The organism is Methylobacterium variabile (assembly GCF_001043975.1).
GTDB lineage: Bacteria > Pseudomonadota > Alphaproteobacteria > Rhizobiales > Beijerinckiaceae > Methylobacterium > Methylobacterium variabile.
Map to the genome: position 1 here is coordinate 1 of NZ_LABY01000085.1, position 15,433 is coordinate 15,433.

A 15,433-nucleotide genomic window follows, 5' to 3' on the forward strand; every position below is an offset into this window, starting at 1 on the left:
GCGATCCGCGACCTCACGGCGGAGGGCATCAGCATCAACGTCACGCTGCTGTTCGCGCAAGGGACCTACGAGGAGGTGGCGAAGGCCTACATCGAGGGTCTGGAGCGCTTCGCGGCCGCCGGCGGCGACGTCGGCCGGGTCGCCAGCGTCGCGAGCTTCTTCATCAGCCGCATCGATTCGGCGGTCGACAAGCTCCTCGACGAGAAGATCGCGGCGGCCAACGATCCGGACGAGAAGGCGGCCCTCGAAGGTCTCAGGGGCAAGGTCGCGATAGCGAACGCCAAGCTCGCCTATCAGCGCTACAAGCGCCTCTTCGCCGACGACCGCTGGACGGCGCTCGCCGGCAAGGGCGCCCAGCCGCAGCGCCTGCTCTGGGCCTCCACCGGCACCAAGAACAAGGCCTATTCCGACGTGCTCTACGTCGAGGAATTGATCGGCCCCAACACCGTCAACACCATCCCGCCGGCGACGATGGACGCGTTCCGCGACCACGGAAAGGTGCGGGCGAGCCTGGAAGAGGGCCTCGACGAGGCCGAGCGCGTGCTCGCCCACCTCGCCAAGGCCGGGATCGACCTCGACGCGGTGGCGCGCCAGCTCGTCGAGGAGGGCGTCCAGCTCTTCGTCGACGCCGCCGACAAGGTGCTGGGCGCCGTCGCCGGCAAGCGGGAGAAGTTCCTCGGCCACGGGATCGACCGGCAGGCGCTCTCGCTCGGCAGCCTCGACGAGCCGCTGAAGAGGGCGATCGAGACCTGGCGCAAGGACGGGCTGGTGCGCCGCCTGTGGCAGCGCGACGCGAGCGTCTGGAGCGGCGCCGACGAGGCGAAATGGCTCGGCTGGCTCACCATCGCGGAGGACGAGGCCGCGAAGGCCGCCGACTACGCCGCCTTCGCCGCGGAGGTGAAGCGGGAGGGCTTCACCGACGCGGTGGTGCTCGGCATGGGCGGCTCCAGCCTCGGGCCGGAGGTGCTGGCCGAGACCTACGGGCCGCAAGCGGGCTTCCCGCGCCTGCGCATCCTGGATTCGACCGATCCGGACGAGGTCCGGGCGGTCGAGGCCGCGGTGAACCTCGAGCGCACCCTGTTCATCGTCGCGTCGAAGTCGGGCTCCACCCTCGAGCCGAACGTCTTCCGGGACTACTTTCTCGGGCGGATGCGGGACGTGGTCGGCCGCGAGAAGGCCGGCCGCCACTTCGTCGCCGTGACCGATCCGGGCTCGGCGATGGAGAAGGCGGCCAAGGACGACGGCTTCCGGCGCATCTTCTACGGCGTGCCGCAGATCGGCGGGCGCTACTCCGTGCTGTCGGCCTTCGGCCTGGTGCCGGCCGCCGCCATGGGCCTCGACGTCGCGGCCTTCCTGGAGAGCGCCCGCACCATGGTGCGCTCCTGCGGCTCCGACGTACCGCCGGACCTGAACCCGGGCGTCCAGCTCGGCCTGGCGATGGGCACCGCCGCGACCGAGCAGGGCCGGGACAAGGTCACGCTGATCGCCTCGCCCGGCATCGACACCTTCGGCGCCTGGGCCGAGCAGCTCATCGCCGAGTCGACCGGCAAGGAGGGCAAGGGCCTGATCCCGATCGACAACGAGCCGCTCGCTGGCCCGGCCGCCTACGGCAAGGACCGGTTCTTCGTCTACCTGCGCCTCGACGAGGGCGCCGACGCCGCGCAGGACGCGGCCGTGACGGCGCTGGAGGAGGCCGGCCACCCGGTGGTGCGGATCAGCCTCGCCTCGAAGAAGAGCGTGCCGCAGGAGTTCTTCCGCTTCGAGATCGCCACCGCGGTGGCGGGCGCGGTGCTCGGCATCAACCCGTTCGACCAGCCCGACGTCGAGGCGAGCAAGGTCAAGACCCGCGAGCTGTTCTCGGCCGCCGAGAAGGACGGCGCCCTGCCGGCCGAGACGCCGGTGGCGCAGGACGAGGGCCTCGCCCTCTACACCGACGCCGCCAATGCCGAGGCCCTGCGCAAGGCCGGCGCCGGCAGCGATCCGGAGAGCTGGATCAAGGCGCAGATCGGCCGGGCCGGGGCCGGCGACTACGTGGCGCTGCTCGCCTACGTCACCCGCAACCCGGAGCACCTGGCGCCGCTCCAGGCCGCCCGGGTGGCGCTGCGCGACGCCAAGCACGTCGCGACCTGCGCCGAGTTCGGGCCGCGCTTCCTGCACTCGACCGGCCAGGCCTACAAGGGCGGGCCCGACAGCGGCGTCTTCCTGCAGATCACCTCGGAGGCGCCCGACCTGGCGATCCCCGGCCGCAGCCTCGGCTTCGCGACCGTGATCGCCGCCCAGGCGCGGGGCGATTTCGGCGTGCTCTCCGAGCGCGGCCGCCGGGCGCTTCGCGTCCACATCAAGGGCGACGTGGCCAAGGGCCTCGACCGGCTGAAGTCGGCGCTTAGTTAGCTGCTGCAGCGCGGGCTCCCCGCCCCCGCAAGGTGAGGGGAGCCCGCGCCAGAACTCGACCGGCCGCGCCGCCCCCCGGTGCCGGACGGTACGACATGACGGGCCCTCAACGCCCTCGGGCCGCCGGCCCCGATCCGCGCCGGCGAGGAGTAACGCGATGCAACTCGGCATGGTCGGTCTCGGTCGGATGGGCGGCAACATCGTCCGGCGGCTCCTGCGCAACGGGCACACGGCCGTGGTGTTCGACCAGGATCCCCAGGCCGTGGCGGCCCTGGTGCAGGAGGGCGCGGTCGGCGCCGACAGCCTGGAGGATTTCGTCGCGAAGCTCGAGGTGCCGCGCACCGCCTGGGTGATGCTGCCGGCGGGGGATCCGACCGAGGTGACGGTGATGAAAATCGCCGGGCTGATGCAGCCCGACGACGTCATCATCGACGGCGGCAACTCGTTCTACAAGGACGACATCCGTCGTGCCGCCGTGCTCGACGGGAAGGGCCTGCACTACGTCGACGTCGGCACCTCCGGCGGCGTCTGGGGCCTCGAGCGCGGCTACTGCATGATGATCGGCGGCCACAAGGCGGCGGTCGACCGCCTCGACCCGATCTTCGCGACGCTCGCCCCCGGCCTCGGCGACGTGCCCCGCACGCCGGGCCGCGAGGGCCGGGACGAGCGCGCCGAGCGCGGCTACATCCATGCCGGGCCGAGCGGCGCCGGCCACTTCGTCAAGATGATCCACAACGGCATCGAGTACGGCCTGATGCAGGCCTATGCCGAGGGCTTCGACATCCTCAAGCACGCCAACTCGCCCGAGCTGCCGGAGGCGCAGCGCTTCGACCTCAACATCGGCGACATCGCCGAGGTCTGGCGCCGGGGCAGCGTGGTCTCGTCCTGGCTCCTCGACCTCACCGCCACGGCGCTCGCCGGCGACGAGAACCTCGACGCCTTCTCGGGCCACGTCGCCGATTCGGGCGAGGGCCGCTGGACGCTGAACGCCGCGATCGAGGAGGCGGTGCCGGCCCACGTGCTGTCGGCCGCCCTCTACGCCCGCTTCCGCTCGCGCCAGAGCGCGACCTACGCCGACAAGCTGCTCTCGGCGATGCGCAAGGGCTTCGGCGGCCACCAGGAGCCGAAATGACCAGCAAGATGGCCGAGGGGGCAGCGCCCCCGCCCGCCTGCACCCTGGTGATCTTCGGGGCGACCGGCGACCTGACCCACCGGCTCCTGATGCCGGCGCTCTACAACCTCGGCCGGTGGGGCCTGCTGCCGGAGGACTTCTCCGTCATCGGCGTCAGCCGCTCGGAGATGTCGTCGGAGGATTTCCGCGCCGAGCTGAGCGAGACCGTGCGCGGCTTCATCACCGCCAAGGGTGGCGAAGCTGGCGGCGGCTCGTTCGACGAGGGCGTGTGGAACGACCTCGTCGGGCGGGTCCACTACCGCGCGGGCGACCTGTCCGAGGCCGACTCGTTCGCGGAGCTGAAGCGCGCGATCGCCGAGGTGTCGGGGCGCGAGGACGGCGGCAACGTGCTGTTCTACCTCGCGGTCGCCGCCAGCCTGTTCGGCCCGACCATCGCCAAGCTCGGCGAGGCCGGCCTCGTCGAGGAGGACGGGGATCGCTGGCGCCGCGTCATCATCGAGAAGCCGTTCGGCCACGACCTGCCCTCGGCGGAAAAGCTCGATGCCGACATCCTGAAGGTCCTGTCCGAGGACCAGATCTTCCGCATCGACCACTTCCTCGGCAAGGAGACGGTGCAGAACATCATGGCGTTCCGGTTCGGCAACGGCCTGTTCGAGCCGCTGTGGAACCGCGAGCACATCGACCACGTGCAGATCACCGTGGCGGAGACCGTCGGCGTCGAGGGGCGGGCCAAGTTCTACGAGGCCACCGGCGCGCTGCGCGACATGGTGCCGAACCACCTCTTCCAGCTCTACACCCTGGTGGCGATGGAGCCGCCGATCTCGTTCGAGGCGGAAGCCGTGCGCGACAAGAAGGAGGAGGTGCTGCTCGCCACCCCCTCGGCACGCCCGGAGGAGGCGGTGCGCGGCCAGTACGTCGCCGGCACCGTGCAGGGCAAGGCGGTGAAGGATTACCGCGAGGAGACCGGCGTCGCGCCCGACAGCGGCACCGAGACCTTCTTCGCCTTCAAGCTCGGCATCGACAACTGGCGCTGGGCCGGGGTGCCGTTCTACCTGCGCACCGGCAAGGCGATGACCCGGCGCGACACCGAGATCGCGATCCGCTTCAAGCAGGCGCCGCTGTCGCTGTTCAAGGGCACCAACGTGCACGAGGACATCCCGAACTGGCTGGTGCTGCAGCTCCAGCCCAACGAGGGCATCTCGCTGCAGTTCGGCGCCAAGGTGCCTGGCCCGGCGGTGCGCCTCGGCAGCGTCGACATGCGCTTCTGCTACAAGGACTACTTCAAGACCGAGCCCAGCACCGGCTACGAGACCCTGATCTACGACGCGATGATCGGCGACCCGACGCTGTTCCAGCGCGCCGACATGATCGAGGCCGGCTGGCGCATCGTGCAGCCGATCCTCGACGCGGCGGCGGAGGGCCGGCTCGATCCCCTCCCCTACGCCGCCGGCAGCGCCGGCCCGGAGGAGGCTGACGACCTGCTGGCGCGCGACGGCCGGCAATGGCGCACGCTGGAGCACGACTCGTGAGCGCGCCCGGCGCCGGTCGCCAGGTGCTGCCCGACGCGGACGAGGTCGCCCGGGAGGCGGCCGAACGCCTGGTCGTCCTCGCCGGCGCGAAGGCAGGGCGCATCGGCATCTGCCTGTCGGGTGGCTCGACCCCGAAACTCCTCTACCGGCTGCTCGCCGGGCCGGCGTTCCGCAGCCGGCTGCCGTGGGACCGGCTGCACTGGTTCTTCGGCGACGAGCGCGTCGGCGACGGGCCGGAGGCCGGCAGCAACCGGCGCATGGTGGAAGAGGCGTTCGGGGCGGATCTCGTGCCGCCCGGCCACCTGCACCCGATCCCGACCGGCGGCCCGCCGCAGGCCTGCGCCGCGGCCTACGCGGCGGAGCTGGCCGCCTGGTACGGCGCCGACCGGCTCGATCCGGGCCGGCCGCTGTTCGACCTCGTCCTCCTCGGCCTCGGCGAGGACGGCCACACCGCCTCGCTGTTTCCGGGCAAGCCCGAGGCGCGGGAGAGCGGGGCCTGGGTGGTGCCGGTGCCGGAGGCCGGCCTCGCCCCCTTCGTGCCGCGGGTGAGCCTGACCCTGCCGGCCCTGGGCGCCACGCCGCTCCTCCTGTTCCTGGTCACCGGCGCGGGCAAGCGCGCGCCGCTGGCGCGCCTCGCCGCCGGCGAGGACCTGCCCGCGGGCCACGTTCGGGCCTCGGGCGAGATGGTCTGGCTTCTCGACGCCGCGGCGGCCGGCTGAGGCCGCGCGGGGCGCGTGCGACCCGACGACGGTCCCCGCGCCCGGGATCCGTCAGACGAAGTGCTTCGAGAGCTTCAGCCCCTGCGCCTGGTAGTTCGAGCCGGCGGCGCTGCCGTAGAGGGCGGCGGGGCGCTGAGCCATGCGCTCGTAGACGAGGCGGCCGACGATCTGGCCGTCCTCGAGCATGAACGGCACGTCGCGGGAGCGCACCTCGAGCACCGCGCGGGCGCCGGTGCCGCCGGCCTCGGCGTGGCCGAATCCCGGATCGAAGAAGCCGGCGTAGTGGACCCGGAACTCGCCCACCAGCGGATCGAACGGCACCATCTCGGCGGCGAAGTCCGGCGGCACCTGCACCGCCTCCTTCGAGGCCAGGATGTAGAACTGGCCCGGATCGAGGATCAGGGTGCCGGAGCCGTCGGCCCGCAGGGGCTCCCAGAACTCGGAGGCCGGGTAGGACCGCGGCCGGTCGACGTCGACGAGGCCGGTGTGGCGCTTGGCGCGGTAGCCGATCAGCCCGTCGAAGCCCGAGAGGTCGACCGAGACCGCGACGCCGCCCTGAAACGAAGGGTTGGCGGCGTCGACGAGGGGCGTGGCCGCGTGCAGGCGCGCCAGCGCGGCGTCGTCGAGCCGGACGGCGCCGCGGCGGAAGCGCATCTGGGACAGCCGCGAGCCGCTCCGCACCAGGACCGGGAAGGTGCGCGGCGAGATCTCGGCGAAGAGCGGGCCGGCATAGCCGGCCTCGACCATGTCGAATTCCCGCGCCTGGTCGGTGATGACCCGGGTGAAGACGTCGATGCGCCCGGTCGAGCTCTTCGGGTTGGCGCTCGCCGCGAGATCGGGCGGCAGGGCGAGGCCCTCCTGCAATTCGGCGATGTAGACGCAGCCGGTCTCCAGCACCGCGCCCTGGCGCAGGTCGATCTCGTGCAGCTTCAGCTTGTCGAGGCAGGCGGCGACGTCGCGGGTGCGACCCGGCAGGAAGCTCGCCCGCACGCGCCAGGCCCGCGCGCCGAGGCGCAGGTCGAGGCTCGCCGGCTGGACCTGATCGTCCGCGAAGGGCGCTGCCGTGCGGATCACCCCGGCGGCGGCGAGCGCCGCGATGCCTTCCGCCGATTGAATCCCGTCCTCGAGCTGCACCATGACCCGTCCATCCGCGATGGGCCATTGTCGTAGGCCAGGGTTTCCATGACGTGAAGAGGCGTCACGCCTCGTCCCGCGCGCCGCGCACGACCGCGACGGCGAGGCTCGCCCGCGCCACGGCCCCCATGGCGGTGAGGCCGGCGAGCGCGCTCGCCAGGAGCGGCAGCCGGTCCGGGAGCAGGATCATCGCGGCGAAGGCGACGGCCGCGAGGGTGTCGGCCGCGCGGCCGCCGGCCAGGACCAGCGAGCGCAGGTCGAGGCCCGGAAGCGCGGTCCCGGTCCGGGCCGCCGCGAGGGCGGTGACGCGCACCGCCGCGACCTCGAGAAGGAGCGCTGCGACCAGGGCTGCCGCCGGCCAGCCGGGCGCCCGCCAGGCCAGGGCGAGGGCCAGCACCGCCCGGATCCACGGCCCCTCCCCCGCCGGCTCGGGCCGCGGCGCCAGGAGCGCGAGGCCGCGCCAGGCGGCGAGCAGACCCAGCGCCGCGAGGTCGGCGCGCAGGGCCAGGGCCGCCGCGGCGGCGAGGCCCGCGGCTCCTGTGGACGAGCGAAGAGGACTCATCGAAAACTCATGGCGTGGAACACGGCGCCTCGTGCAGGATTACCGACCGCAGACGCCAGCGATTGACGATCCGGGAGGCGGGACGTACCACGGCGCCCGTCGGCCGTCGCGCTTGCGCGACCGCCAGCGGAGGATCCCTGATGTACAAGGCCGAGACCCACGGCATCAGCGTCACCGTGAAGCCCCGCTTCGTCGAGGAGGAATCCTCGCCCGACAGCGGCCGCTACTTCTTCGCCTATACGGTGGAGATCACCAACAACGGCAGCGAGCAGGTGCAGCTGCGCTCGCGCCACTGGCGCATCGTCGACGGCCGCGGCGAGATGCAGGAGGTCTGCGGCGCGGGCGTCGTCGGCAAGCAGCCGGTGCTGGGGCCGGGCGAGTCGTTCAGCTACACCAGCGGCTGCCCCCTCACGACGCCGGACGGCACGATGGAGGGCACCTACACCATGGCGACTGCCGATGGCGGCAGCTTCGAGGCGGCGATCCCCGCCTTCTCGCTCGACTCGCCCCACGCCCGCCGCGTGATGCACTGAGGCGGCGCCCCGACATGCGTCGCGGCGCCGGGGCGGTTGCGCCGGCGCGGCTGTCGGTCGCCGGCAAGCTGCGCTAAGGACGCGGCTTTCCCCGCCGCGAGACAGCCCGCCCGATGACGCAGACCGGCCCCCGCCTGACCCCGCTCGAACTCCTCGCCCGGCTGGTCTCCTTCGATACCGAGAGCCAGAAGTCGAACCTGCCGCTGATCGACTGGGTGGCCGAGTACCTTGATGCCTGGGGCGTGCCGTACGTCCGCGCCCCGAACGCAGCCGGCGACAAGGCCGCGCTGTTCGCCACGATCGGGCCGATGCGGGACGGCGGCGTGGTGCTCTCCGGCCATACCGACGTGGTGCCGGTCGCCGGCCAGGCCTGGACCAGCGACCCCTACACGCTGCGCGTCGCCGACGGCCGGGCCTACGGCCGCGGCGCTGTCGACATGAAGGGCTTCGACGCCCTCTGCCTCGCCCTGGTGCCGGAGATGGTGGCGGCTAACCTGAAGACGCCGATCCACATCCTGCTCTCCTACGACGAGGAGCTGACCTGCCTCGGCGTCGCGGACGTGATCGCCCGCTTCGGCCAGGACCTGCCGCGGCCGGGCGCGGTGATCGTCGGCGAGCCGACCGACCTCGAGGTCGCCGACGCCCACAAGAGCATCTACACCTACCGCACCACCGTCCACGGCCACGAGGCCCATTCCTCGAAGCCGGCGCTGGGCGCCAACGCGGTGATGGCGGCGGCCGAGCTGGTGGCGGGCCTGAACCGGATCGCCGACCAGATGGTGGCGCGGGGCGACGCCAGCGGCCGGTTCGACCCGGGCTACACCACGGTCCATGTCGGCACGATCGGCGGCGGCACCGCCCGCAACATCCTGCCGAAGGCCTGCGAGTTCCTGTGGGAGTTCCGCAGCCTGCCGGATTTGCCCCCCGACGAGATCCCGGGCCTGTTCGCCAGGGACGTGGAGCGGGTGACCCGCGAGCGGCTCAACCGCTTCGGCGCCTACGGCCGCATCGAGACCGAGGAGGACGCGGCGGTGCCGGGGCTGGCGCCGGAGCCCGGCTCCGCGGCCGAGCGCCTGGCCCTGCGGCTCGCCGGCCGCAACCACACCATCACCGTTCCTTATGCCACCGAGGCCGGCCGCTTCCAGCTCGCCGGCCTGCCGACGGTCGTCTGCGGCCCGGGCTCGATCGACCAGGCGCACCAGCCCGACGAGTACATCACGCTGGCGGCCCTGGAGGCCGGCGAGGCTTTCCTGCGCCAGCTGGTGCGGGATTGCGCGGCGGGGTGGAGCCCGGCCTGAGGGGGGCCGCAAGGTGCGGTGACAGGTCGGTTGCGTCGGCCGCCGGAAAACGGGCGACGCGGGCCAGGTCCGCTCTCCCCCGTCATCTCGCACCGGAGCCGGTCGCGGCTCGTACGTCGGGACAGAGGCTGGAGGCGATGCCGGCCGTCATGACCCCGCAAGGATGCCGGCCGTCGCCGTCCGCACCCTGCGAACCCCCATTGCCCTGGATCAGGCCGCCGGGGAGCGGATCGCCTGCGACCTGCCCCGTTCACGCGATGACACGCGCTGCCGCGTCTCAAAATGCGCCTCGCCGCGGCCCCGCTCGATCGAGTGGCTTCCACGTTGGCATCGGAGGGGCCGGCCGCCTGCTTCGATGACCTCCCAATAGTGGCGGTCGACATTCACTCTACCGATTTCACATAGCTCGCGCGGTTTGAGAAATTTGTTTTTACCGGAAAATAAAATTGTATATTAAATTCAATATAAAAACTTATTAGTATAATATCTATGCTTAGCAATCTATAAAATCATGAGAACCTCATCAGTTTGTTTATTAAATTGATTGGACGCAAGATTTATTTGCGATAACCAACAATTAAAATCAGTTATCGAGATCAATATCTTGTATTTTATTTACTTAGATTGTAATCAAGTCTGATATGACGTATAGATACGTGAAATTTATCCCGTCAATCGACGCTGAACAGCATGATGTGCGCGGAGAAAGCAATGCTACGTTCTTTCAAAGCAGTGGCTGCGTTCAGCACTCTCTGTCTCGCGGTGGTCGTCCTGCCGGGCGACGCAGAGGCCCGGACTTGCCGGGAGACTTACTGCGCCAAACGCGCGCCGTTCGTATGCCCGGGCAAGCCGGGATCTTGCGGCTTCGCGCAGGGGCGCTGCATCAGAACGGCTGTTCGCGTCGTCCAGTGCGGTGGACCCTTCGTACAGCCCAGATAGTTCATTGATGGGTCGCTCCTGAGCCCGTCGGTCCGTCGGACATCGTCGAGGCCGGACCATAAGCCTGGCCCAACGTCGAGCGCGGGACCGGAGGTCGTTCTCACCGATCGCCGGATCGATGCCTCCGGCCTGTTCCGCTCACGTCTTGCGCGACAGCGCCAGACCGAGACCGGCCCCGAGGAGCAGCCCGCCGGTCAGCCGGTTGCGCCAGCGCCCTTTCGCCAGCACGACCCGCGCCTGCCCCGCCAGCACCGCCCAGACCGCGTCGCCGGCGATCGCCAGGACCAGAAAGGTCGCGGCGAGCAGGACGAATTGCCCCAACGGCTCCGCCTCGCGGCTGACGAACTGCGGCAGGAAGGCCCCGAAGAACAGGAGCGTCTTCGGGTTGGTCAGCGCGACGAGGAAGCCCCGGAGCGCGATCGCCCGGGCCGCCCGCGGCTCCGGCGCAGTCCCGGTGAGGTCGACGGCGGGGGCCCGCCAAGCCCGGATTCCGAGCCAGACGAGGTAGGCGACGCCGAGCCAGCGCAGCACCTCGAACCATGTCGCCATGATGCTGAGCATCGCCGAGAGGCCGGCGACCGTCAGGCCGAGCTGAAGGCCGAGCGCCACGCTGGTTCCGGCCACCGTGACGAGGCCGTAGCGGCTGCCATGGGCCACGCTGTTGGCGACGATCAGGGCGACGTTCGGTCCCGGGATCAGGATCAGGACGAACGTCGCGGCGACAAATCCGAGATAGAGGTCGAGGGGCATGGAGCGTCCGGCGCTGAACCGGACGGCAGCGTGCCACGCACGCCGCCGCCCCGCCAGACGGGGCTTACTGCTGCGCCGGTTGCGTCGCGGTGGTGCCGGTGGCGGCCGGACCGTCGGTCTTCGGCGCGTCGGTCTTCTGTGCCTCAGCCTTGGCCTTGTCGTTCTGCTGGCCGAGGTAGACGTATTCCGGCGCGGCGCGGAGCTGGTCCTTGTCGGTGTTGATGACCGCCTTCAGGGTCTTGTCGTCGACGCGGGTGACCTGCAGCGCCTCACGCGCCACCGAGACGTACTTGGTGCCGAGGCCGAGGAAGCCGCCGACGCCGACGACGTAGGACTTCACCGCGAGATCGGGCCCGAGCACGATGTCGGCGACCGAGCCGATCGTCTCGTTGGCGCCGTTCTGGATGCTCTGGCCGATCAGCTTCGAGGCGACGAGGTCGGTCGGCTCCTGGGCGACGAAGGTCGGCCGCAGGTTGTCGCTCAGCGTGGCGGGCGCACCCGGGACGGGCTTGGGGCCGCTCGCATCCTGCGCCGCGGCGGCGCTGGCGCCGGCGACGAGGAGGAACGCGGCGGCAAGGAGGGGGCGGGACATCGACGGCTCCGACTTCGTGCGCCCGACATGCACGGGCGCACTATGAGTCGGTTGCGGTGCGAAAGGTTCCACCGCACCCCGGATTTCGCAGCGTCAGGTCCGGCGTCAGGCGTCGGATTGGCCGGCGATCTCGGCCTCCACCTCGGCCGGATCGAGGTCGTAGTGCCGCGAGCAGAACTCGCAGGTGATGCCGATGCGGCCGTCGTCGCCGACGATGTCGCGGCGCTCCTCCTCGGAGAACCGGCGGATCATTCCCATCACCCGCTCGCGCGAGCAGCGGCACGCCTCGTGCACCCCCTGCGCCTCGAACACCCGCACGCCGCGCTCGTGGAAGAGGCGGTAGAGCAGGCGCTCGCTCGACACGGTCGGGTCGACGAGCTCGTGATCCTCGATCGTCGCCACCAGGGACTTGGCCTCGACCCAGGCGTCGTCCTCCTGCGGCTGGCTCTCGTCCAGGCGGGTGTGCCCCTCCGGCAGGTCGCCGGGCGGCAGGTCGGCGAGGCGGGCGCGGTCGGGCGAGTGCGGCAGGAACTGCATCAGCAGGCCGCCGGCCCGCCAGGCCTGGCCGCTTCCCTCGACCTGCTCGGCCACGGCGAGGCGCACCCGGGTCGGGATCTGCTCCGACTGGCGGAAATACTGGTGCGCCGCCTCCTCGAAGCCCTGGCCCTCCAGCGCCACCACGCCCTGGTAGCGGCTCTGGGCTGAGCCCTGGTCGATGGTCATGGCGAGGTGGCCGTGGCCGAGAAGCCGGGCGGTGCCCGCCCGGGGACCGGCTTCGGCGACGCGCTCCGCGTCGAAGCGGGCCGTGGCGCGCACCCGGTCGGGCGCCTCGAAATCGACCACCACCATGTCGACCGGTCCGTCGGACTTGGTCTGGAGCTGGAACCGGCCCTCGAACTTGAGCGAGGAGCCGAGCAGCACCGTGAGCGCCGCGGCCTCGCCGAGGAGGCGGGCGACGGAATCCGGGTAGCCGTGCCGGCGCAGGATCGTGTCGACCGAGGGGCCGAGGCGCACGACGCGGCCGCGCACGTCGAGGGGCTCGACCGCGAAGGGCAGGATCGCGTCGTCGCGGCCCTCGGAACCTTGGGAAGACGAGCCTGGGGAAGAAGGGATCTCGGACATGCTCTCACCGCCGCCGGCAGGGCTGAGGCGCCGGCTCTCACGCAAGACAATGAAGGTCTCCCGGCGAGGGGCCTTCCGCGCGAGCCGCGCCGGATACCCTCAAGGGGAGCGGGCAGGCGGAGCGATTGGGGCGGGAGGCGCCGCGGCGAGAGACCGGCGTATCCCGCTATATGGAGGCCCGGGCGACGTTTTCGAAGGGGCTGTCGCCTGGGCCGGGGCGTCCGCGCCTGCTCGGCTGATCGCCGAAGCATTGTGCCACCCTCCAGCGTCATCCCGGGTTCTCGCTTGCAGCGAGCCCCGGGATGACGCGGAGGGTTTCAGTCTCGTCGCCCTGTCCGACATACACCGTCAGGCGACGGCGCCGAGGCACCAGGCCAGGATGCCCTTCTGGGCGTGGAGCCGGTTCTCGGCCTCGTCGAACACCACCGATTGCGGCCCGTCGATCACCTCGGCGGTGACCTCCTCGCCGCGATGCGCCGGCAGGCAGTGCATGAACACCGCGTCCTTGGCCGCGGCCGCCATCAGCCGGCCGTTGACCTGATAGGGCATCAGCAGGTTGTGGCGGTGAGCCTCGTCCTCGTCGCCCATCGAGACCCAGCAATCGGTCACGACCGCGTCGGCACCCGCCACCGCCTCGAACGGGTCGGTGGTGATGGTCAGCTGCGCACCCTCCGCCCTGGCGCGGGCGATGAGGCTCTCCGGCACCGGCAGCTCCGACGGGCAGGCGACGTTGAGGCGGAAGTCGAGCCGGGCCGCGGCGTGAGCCCAGGAGGCCAGCACGTTGTTGGCGTCCCCCGACCAGGCGACGGTGCGGCCCTTGATCGGGCCGCGATGCTCCTCGAAGGTCAGCACGTCGGCCATGATCTGGCACGGGTGCGAATCCTTCGTCAGGCCGTTGATGACCGGAACGGTGGCGTACTCGGCCAACTCCAGCATCATGCCGTGGTCGAGGATGCGGATCATGATCGCGTCGACGTAGCGCGACAGCACCCGGGCGGTGTCGGCGACGGTCTCGCCGCGGCCGAGCTGCATCTCCCGGCCGGTGAGCATCAGGGTCTCGCCGCCGAGCTCCCGCATCGCCACGTCGAAGGAGACGCGGGTGCGGGTCGAGGGCTTGTCGAACACCATCGCCAGGAACTTGCCGGCGAGCGGCCGCTCGGCCGGCGGCTCGCCCTTGCGGCGGCGCCGCTTCAGGTCGGTGCAGGCGTCGAGGACCGTGCGCAGCTCGGTGCTGGAGAAGTCGGTCAGGTCGAGGAAGTGCCGGGGGGCCGGCGTGATCTTCACGGGCGCATTCATCACTCGGCGGCCCTCCGGCCCCTCGTCTCCATGGCGGTGCAGGCCGCCTCCAGCTTGTCGAGCGCCGCCGACACCTCGGCCTCGCCGATGGTCAGCGGCGGCAGCAGGCGCACGACGTTGTCGCCGGCCGGGATCACCAGCAGGTGCTCGTCCCGGGCGGCGGCGGCGAACTCGGTGTTGGTGACGACGAGGCGCAGGCCGGTCATCAGGCCCTCGCCGCGGATCTCGTCGATCACGTCGGGATGGCGGTCCTTGAGGGCGGCGAGGCGCTGCTTCAGGAGCAGGCCGGTCTGGCGCACGTGGTCGAGGAAGCCGGGGGCGAGGATCACGTCGAGCACGGCGTTGCCCACCGCCATCGCGAGCGGGTTGCCGCCGAAGGTGGTGCCGTGGGTGCCCACCGTCATGCCGCGGGCGGCCTCGCTCGTGGCGAGGCAGGCGCCCATCGGGAAGCCGCCGCCGATGCCCTTGGCCGAGGACATGATGTCCGGCGTCACGCCCGACCACTCGTGGGCGAAGAGCTTGCCGGTGCGGCCGATGCCGGTCTGGACCTCGTCCATGATCAGCATCAGGCCGTGCTCGTCGCAGAGGGCTCGCAGGGTACGCAGCCACTCGTGCGAGACCACCCGCAGGCCGCCCTCGCCTTGGATCGGCTCGATCATCAGGGCGGCGGTCTCCGGCGTGATCGCCGCCTTCAGGGCCTCGAGGTCGCCGAACGGGACCTGGTCGAAGCCGTCTACCTTCGGGCCGAAGCCCTCGATGTACTTCTGCTGCCCGCCGGCCGCGATGGTGGCGAGCGTCCGGCCGTGGAAGGCGCCCTCGAAGGTGACGATCCGGTAGCGCTCCGGGTGGCCGCCGGCGGCGTGGTACTTGCGCGCCATCTTGATGGCGGCCTCGTTGGCCTCCGCGCCGGAATTGGCGAAGAACACCACGTCGGCGAAGCTCGCCTCGGTCAGCCGCGCGGCCAGCCGCTCGGCCTCCGGCACCTCGAACAGGTTCGAGACGTGCCAGACCTTCTGGGCCTGCTCGGTGAGCGCCGCGATCAGGTGCGGGTGGCCGTGGCCGACCGAGTTGACCGCGATGCCGGCGCCGAAGTCGAGGTATCGCGAGCCGTCTCGGGCAACGAGCCAGGCGCCCTCACCGCGCTCGAAGGATACCTTGGCCCGGGCGTAGGTCGGCAGCAGCGAGGAGGTCACGATCTCGTCTCCATCGCGGTCGAGTGAGTCGGTCGACCGAAAAACAAAGCGCCGCCTCGAAGGGCGGCACGCGCGCGGATACTATGGAACGAGGCCGCCCTGTCAACGCCGCCGGGAGATTATGACGGCCGGGACGGGGTTGCGGCCGGCTTCCCTTCGGGGCACAGACCCCGGGCGGCCGGTCCCGGCCGCGCCGCGGCGGAGCGCCGCGAGCCGACGGACCGGTGCCGTTCCGCGGACGCG

Annotated in this window: 13 protein-coding genes; 6 read left to right on the plus strand and 7 right to left on the minus strand. The window is 71.2% G+C overall.

Features of this window, described 5'->3' with window-relative positions:
* The 4 genes from VQ02_RS13520 to pgl all read left to right on the plus strand — a co-directional run.
* Positions 1-2,391 (plus strand): bifunctional transaldolase/phosoglucose isomerase (locus VQ02_RS13520; RefSeq protein ID WP_048444729.1); only part of this gene is annotated, 2,391 nt, incomplete at its 5' end.
* Positions 2,392-2,548: 157 nt separating this feature from the next.
* Positions 2,549-3,523 carry a phosphogluconate dehydrogenase (NAD(+)-dependent, decarboxylating) gene (gene gnd / locus VQ02_RS13525; RefSeq protein ID WP_048444730.1) on the plus strand — a complete coding sequence of 325 codons (975 nt, stop codon included), beginning with the start codon at positions 2,549-2,551 and terminating at the stop codon, positions 3,521-3,523.
* The gene (zwf, locus tag VQ02_RS13530) at positions 3,520-5,052 is read left to right on the plus strand and encodes a glucose-6-phosphate dehydrogenase (protein WP_048444731.1); all 1,533 of its coding nucleotides are present in this window, start codon (positions 3,520-3,522) and stop codon (positions 5,050-5,052) included. The genes gnd and zwf overlap by 4 nt, the downstream gene beginning before the upstream one ends.
* A complete protein-coding gene (gene pgl, locus VQ02_RS13535; protein WP_048444732.1) occupies positions 5,025-5,771 on the plus strand; it encodes a 6-phosphogluconolactonase in 747 nt (248 codons plus the stop codon). Before zwf ends, pgl begins: the two co-directional genes overlap by 28 nt.
* A 51-nt stretch (positions 5,772-5,822) precedes the next feature.
* On the opposite strand, the gene VQ02_RS13540 is transcribed toward pgl, so the two are convergent.
* Positions 5,823-6,908 carry a 2'-deoxycytidine 5'-triphosphate deaminase gene (locus tag VQ02_RS13540; protein WP_048444733.1) on the minus strand — a complete coding sequence of 362 codons (1,086 nt, stop codon included), beginning with the start codon at positions 6,906-6,908 and terminating at the stop codon, positions 5,823-5,825.
* Between the two features lie 61 nt (positions 6,909-6,969).
* Positions 6,970-7,467, minus strand: a complete 498-nt coding sequence (locus tag VQ02_RS13545) for a hypothetical protein (protein WP_157080617.1) — start codon at positions 7,465-7,467, stop codon at positions 6,970-6,972.
* Positions 7,468-7,607: 140 nt separating this feature from the next.
* Between VQ02_RS13545 and apaG the strand changes: the two genes are divergently transcribed.
* Both apaG and argE read left to right on the plus strand, forming a co-directional pair.
* Positions 7,608-8,000, plus strand: coding sequence for a Co2+/Mg2+ efflux protein ApaG (apaG, locus tag VQ02_RS13550; RefSeq protein ID WP_048444734.1), 393 nt, complete (start codon positions 7,608-7,610; stop codon positions 7,998-8,000).
* 113 nt (positions 8,001-8,113) lie between these two features.
* Positions 8,114-9,298 carry an acetylornithine deacetylase gene (gene argE / locus VQ02_RS13555; protein WP_048444735.1) on the plus strand — a complete coding sequence of 395 codons (1,185 nt, stop codon included), beginning with the start codon at positions 8,114-8,116 and terminating at the stop codon, positions 9,296-9,298.
* Between the two features lie 1,077 nt (positions 9,299-10,375).
* On the opposite strand, the gene VQ02_RS13560 is transcribed toward argE, so the two are convergent.
* From VQ02_RS13560 to VQ02_RS13580, 5 genes are all read right to left on the minus strand, one after another.
* The gene (locus VQ02_RS13560; RefSeq protein ID WP_048444736.1) at positions 10,376-10,987 is read right to left on the minus strand and encodes a LysE family translocator; all 612 of its coding nucleotides are present in this window, start codon (positions 10,985-10,987) and stop codon (positions 10,376-10,378) included.
* Between the two features lie 64 nt (positions 10,988-11,051).
* A complete protein-coding gene (locus VQ02_RS13565) occupies positions 11,052-11,579 on the minus strand; it encodes a PRC-barrel domain-containing protein (protein WP_048444737.1) in 528 nt (175 codons plus the stop codon).
* Positions 11,580-11,684: 105 nt separating this feature from the next.
* The gene (locus VQ02_RS13570; protein WP_048444738.1) at positions 11,685-12,701 is read right to left on the minus strand and encodes an Hsp33 family molecular chaperone; all 1,017 of its coding nucleotides are present in this window, start codon (positions 12,699-12,701) and stop codon (positions 11,685-11,687) included.
* A 348-nt stretch (positions 12,702-13,049) separates the two neighbouring features.
* On the minus strand, positions 13,050-13,997 hold the full coding sequence (gene argF, locus VQ02_RS13575) for an ornithine carbamoyltransferase (protein ID WP_048444739.1): 948 nt from the start codon (positions 13,995-13,997) through the stop codon (positions 13,050-13,052).
* On the minus strand, positions 13,997-15,190 hold the full coding sequence (locus VQ02_RS13580) for an aspartate aminotransferase family protein (RefSeq protein ID WP_048444740.1): 1,194 nt from the start codon (positions 15,188-15,190) through the stop codon (positions 13,997-13,999). The genes argF and VQ02_RS13580 overlap by 1 nt, the downstream gene beginning before the upstream one ends.
* Positions 15,191-15,433: the final 243 nt, after the last annotated feature.

What these genes read in the sequence shown, in the direction of transcription:
- gnd (WP_048444730.1), top strand. Translation starts at nt 2,549, where the DNA reads ATGCAACTCGGCATGGTCGGTCTCGGTCGGATGGGCGGCAACATCGTC.
- zwf (WP_048444731.1), top strand. Translation starts at nt 3,520, where the DNA reads ATGACCAGCAAGATGGCCGAGGGGGCAGCGCCCCCGCCCGCCTGCACC.
- pgl (WP_048444732.1), top strand. Translation starts at nt 5,025, where the DNA reads ATGGCGCACGCTGGAGCACGACTCGTGAGCGCGCCCGGCGCCGGTCGC.
- VQ02_RS13540 (WP_048444733.1), bottom strand. Translation starts at nt 6,908, where the DNA reads ATGGTGCAGCTCGAGGACGGGATTCAATCGGCGGAAGGCATCGCGGCG.
- VQ02_RS13545 (WP_157080617.1), bottom strand. Translation starts at nt 7,467, where the DNA reads ATGAGTCCTCTTCGCTCGTCCACAGGAGCCGCGGGCCTCGCCGCCGCG.
- apaG (WP_048444734.1), top strand. Translation starts at nt 7,608, where the DNA reads ATGTACAAGGCCGAGACCCACGGCATCAGCGTCACCGTGAAGCCCCGC.
- argE (WP_048444735.1), top strand. Translation starts at nt 8,114, where the DNA reads ATGACGCAGACCGGCCCCCGCCTGACCCCGCTCGAACTCCTCGCCCGG.
- VQ02_RS13560 (WP_048444736.1), bottom strand. Translation starts at nt 10,987, where the DNA reads ATGCCCCTCGACCTCTATCTCGGATTTGTCGCCGCGACGTTCGTCCTG.
- VQ02_RS13565 (WP_048444737.1), bottom strand. Translation starts at nt 11,579, where the DNA reads ATGTCCCGCCCCCTCCTTGCCGCCGCGTTCCTCCTCGTCGCCGGCGCC.
- VQ02_RS13570 (WP_048444738.1), bottom strand. Translation starts at nt 12,701, where the DNA reads ATGTCCGAGATCCCTTCTTCCCCAGGCTCGTCTTCCCAAGGTTCCGAG.
- argF (WP_048444739.1), bottom strand. Translation starts at nt 13,997, where the DNA reads ATGAATGCGCCCGTGAAGATCACGCCGGCCCCCCGGCACTTCCTCGAC.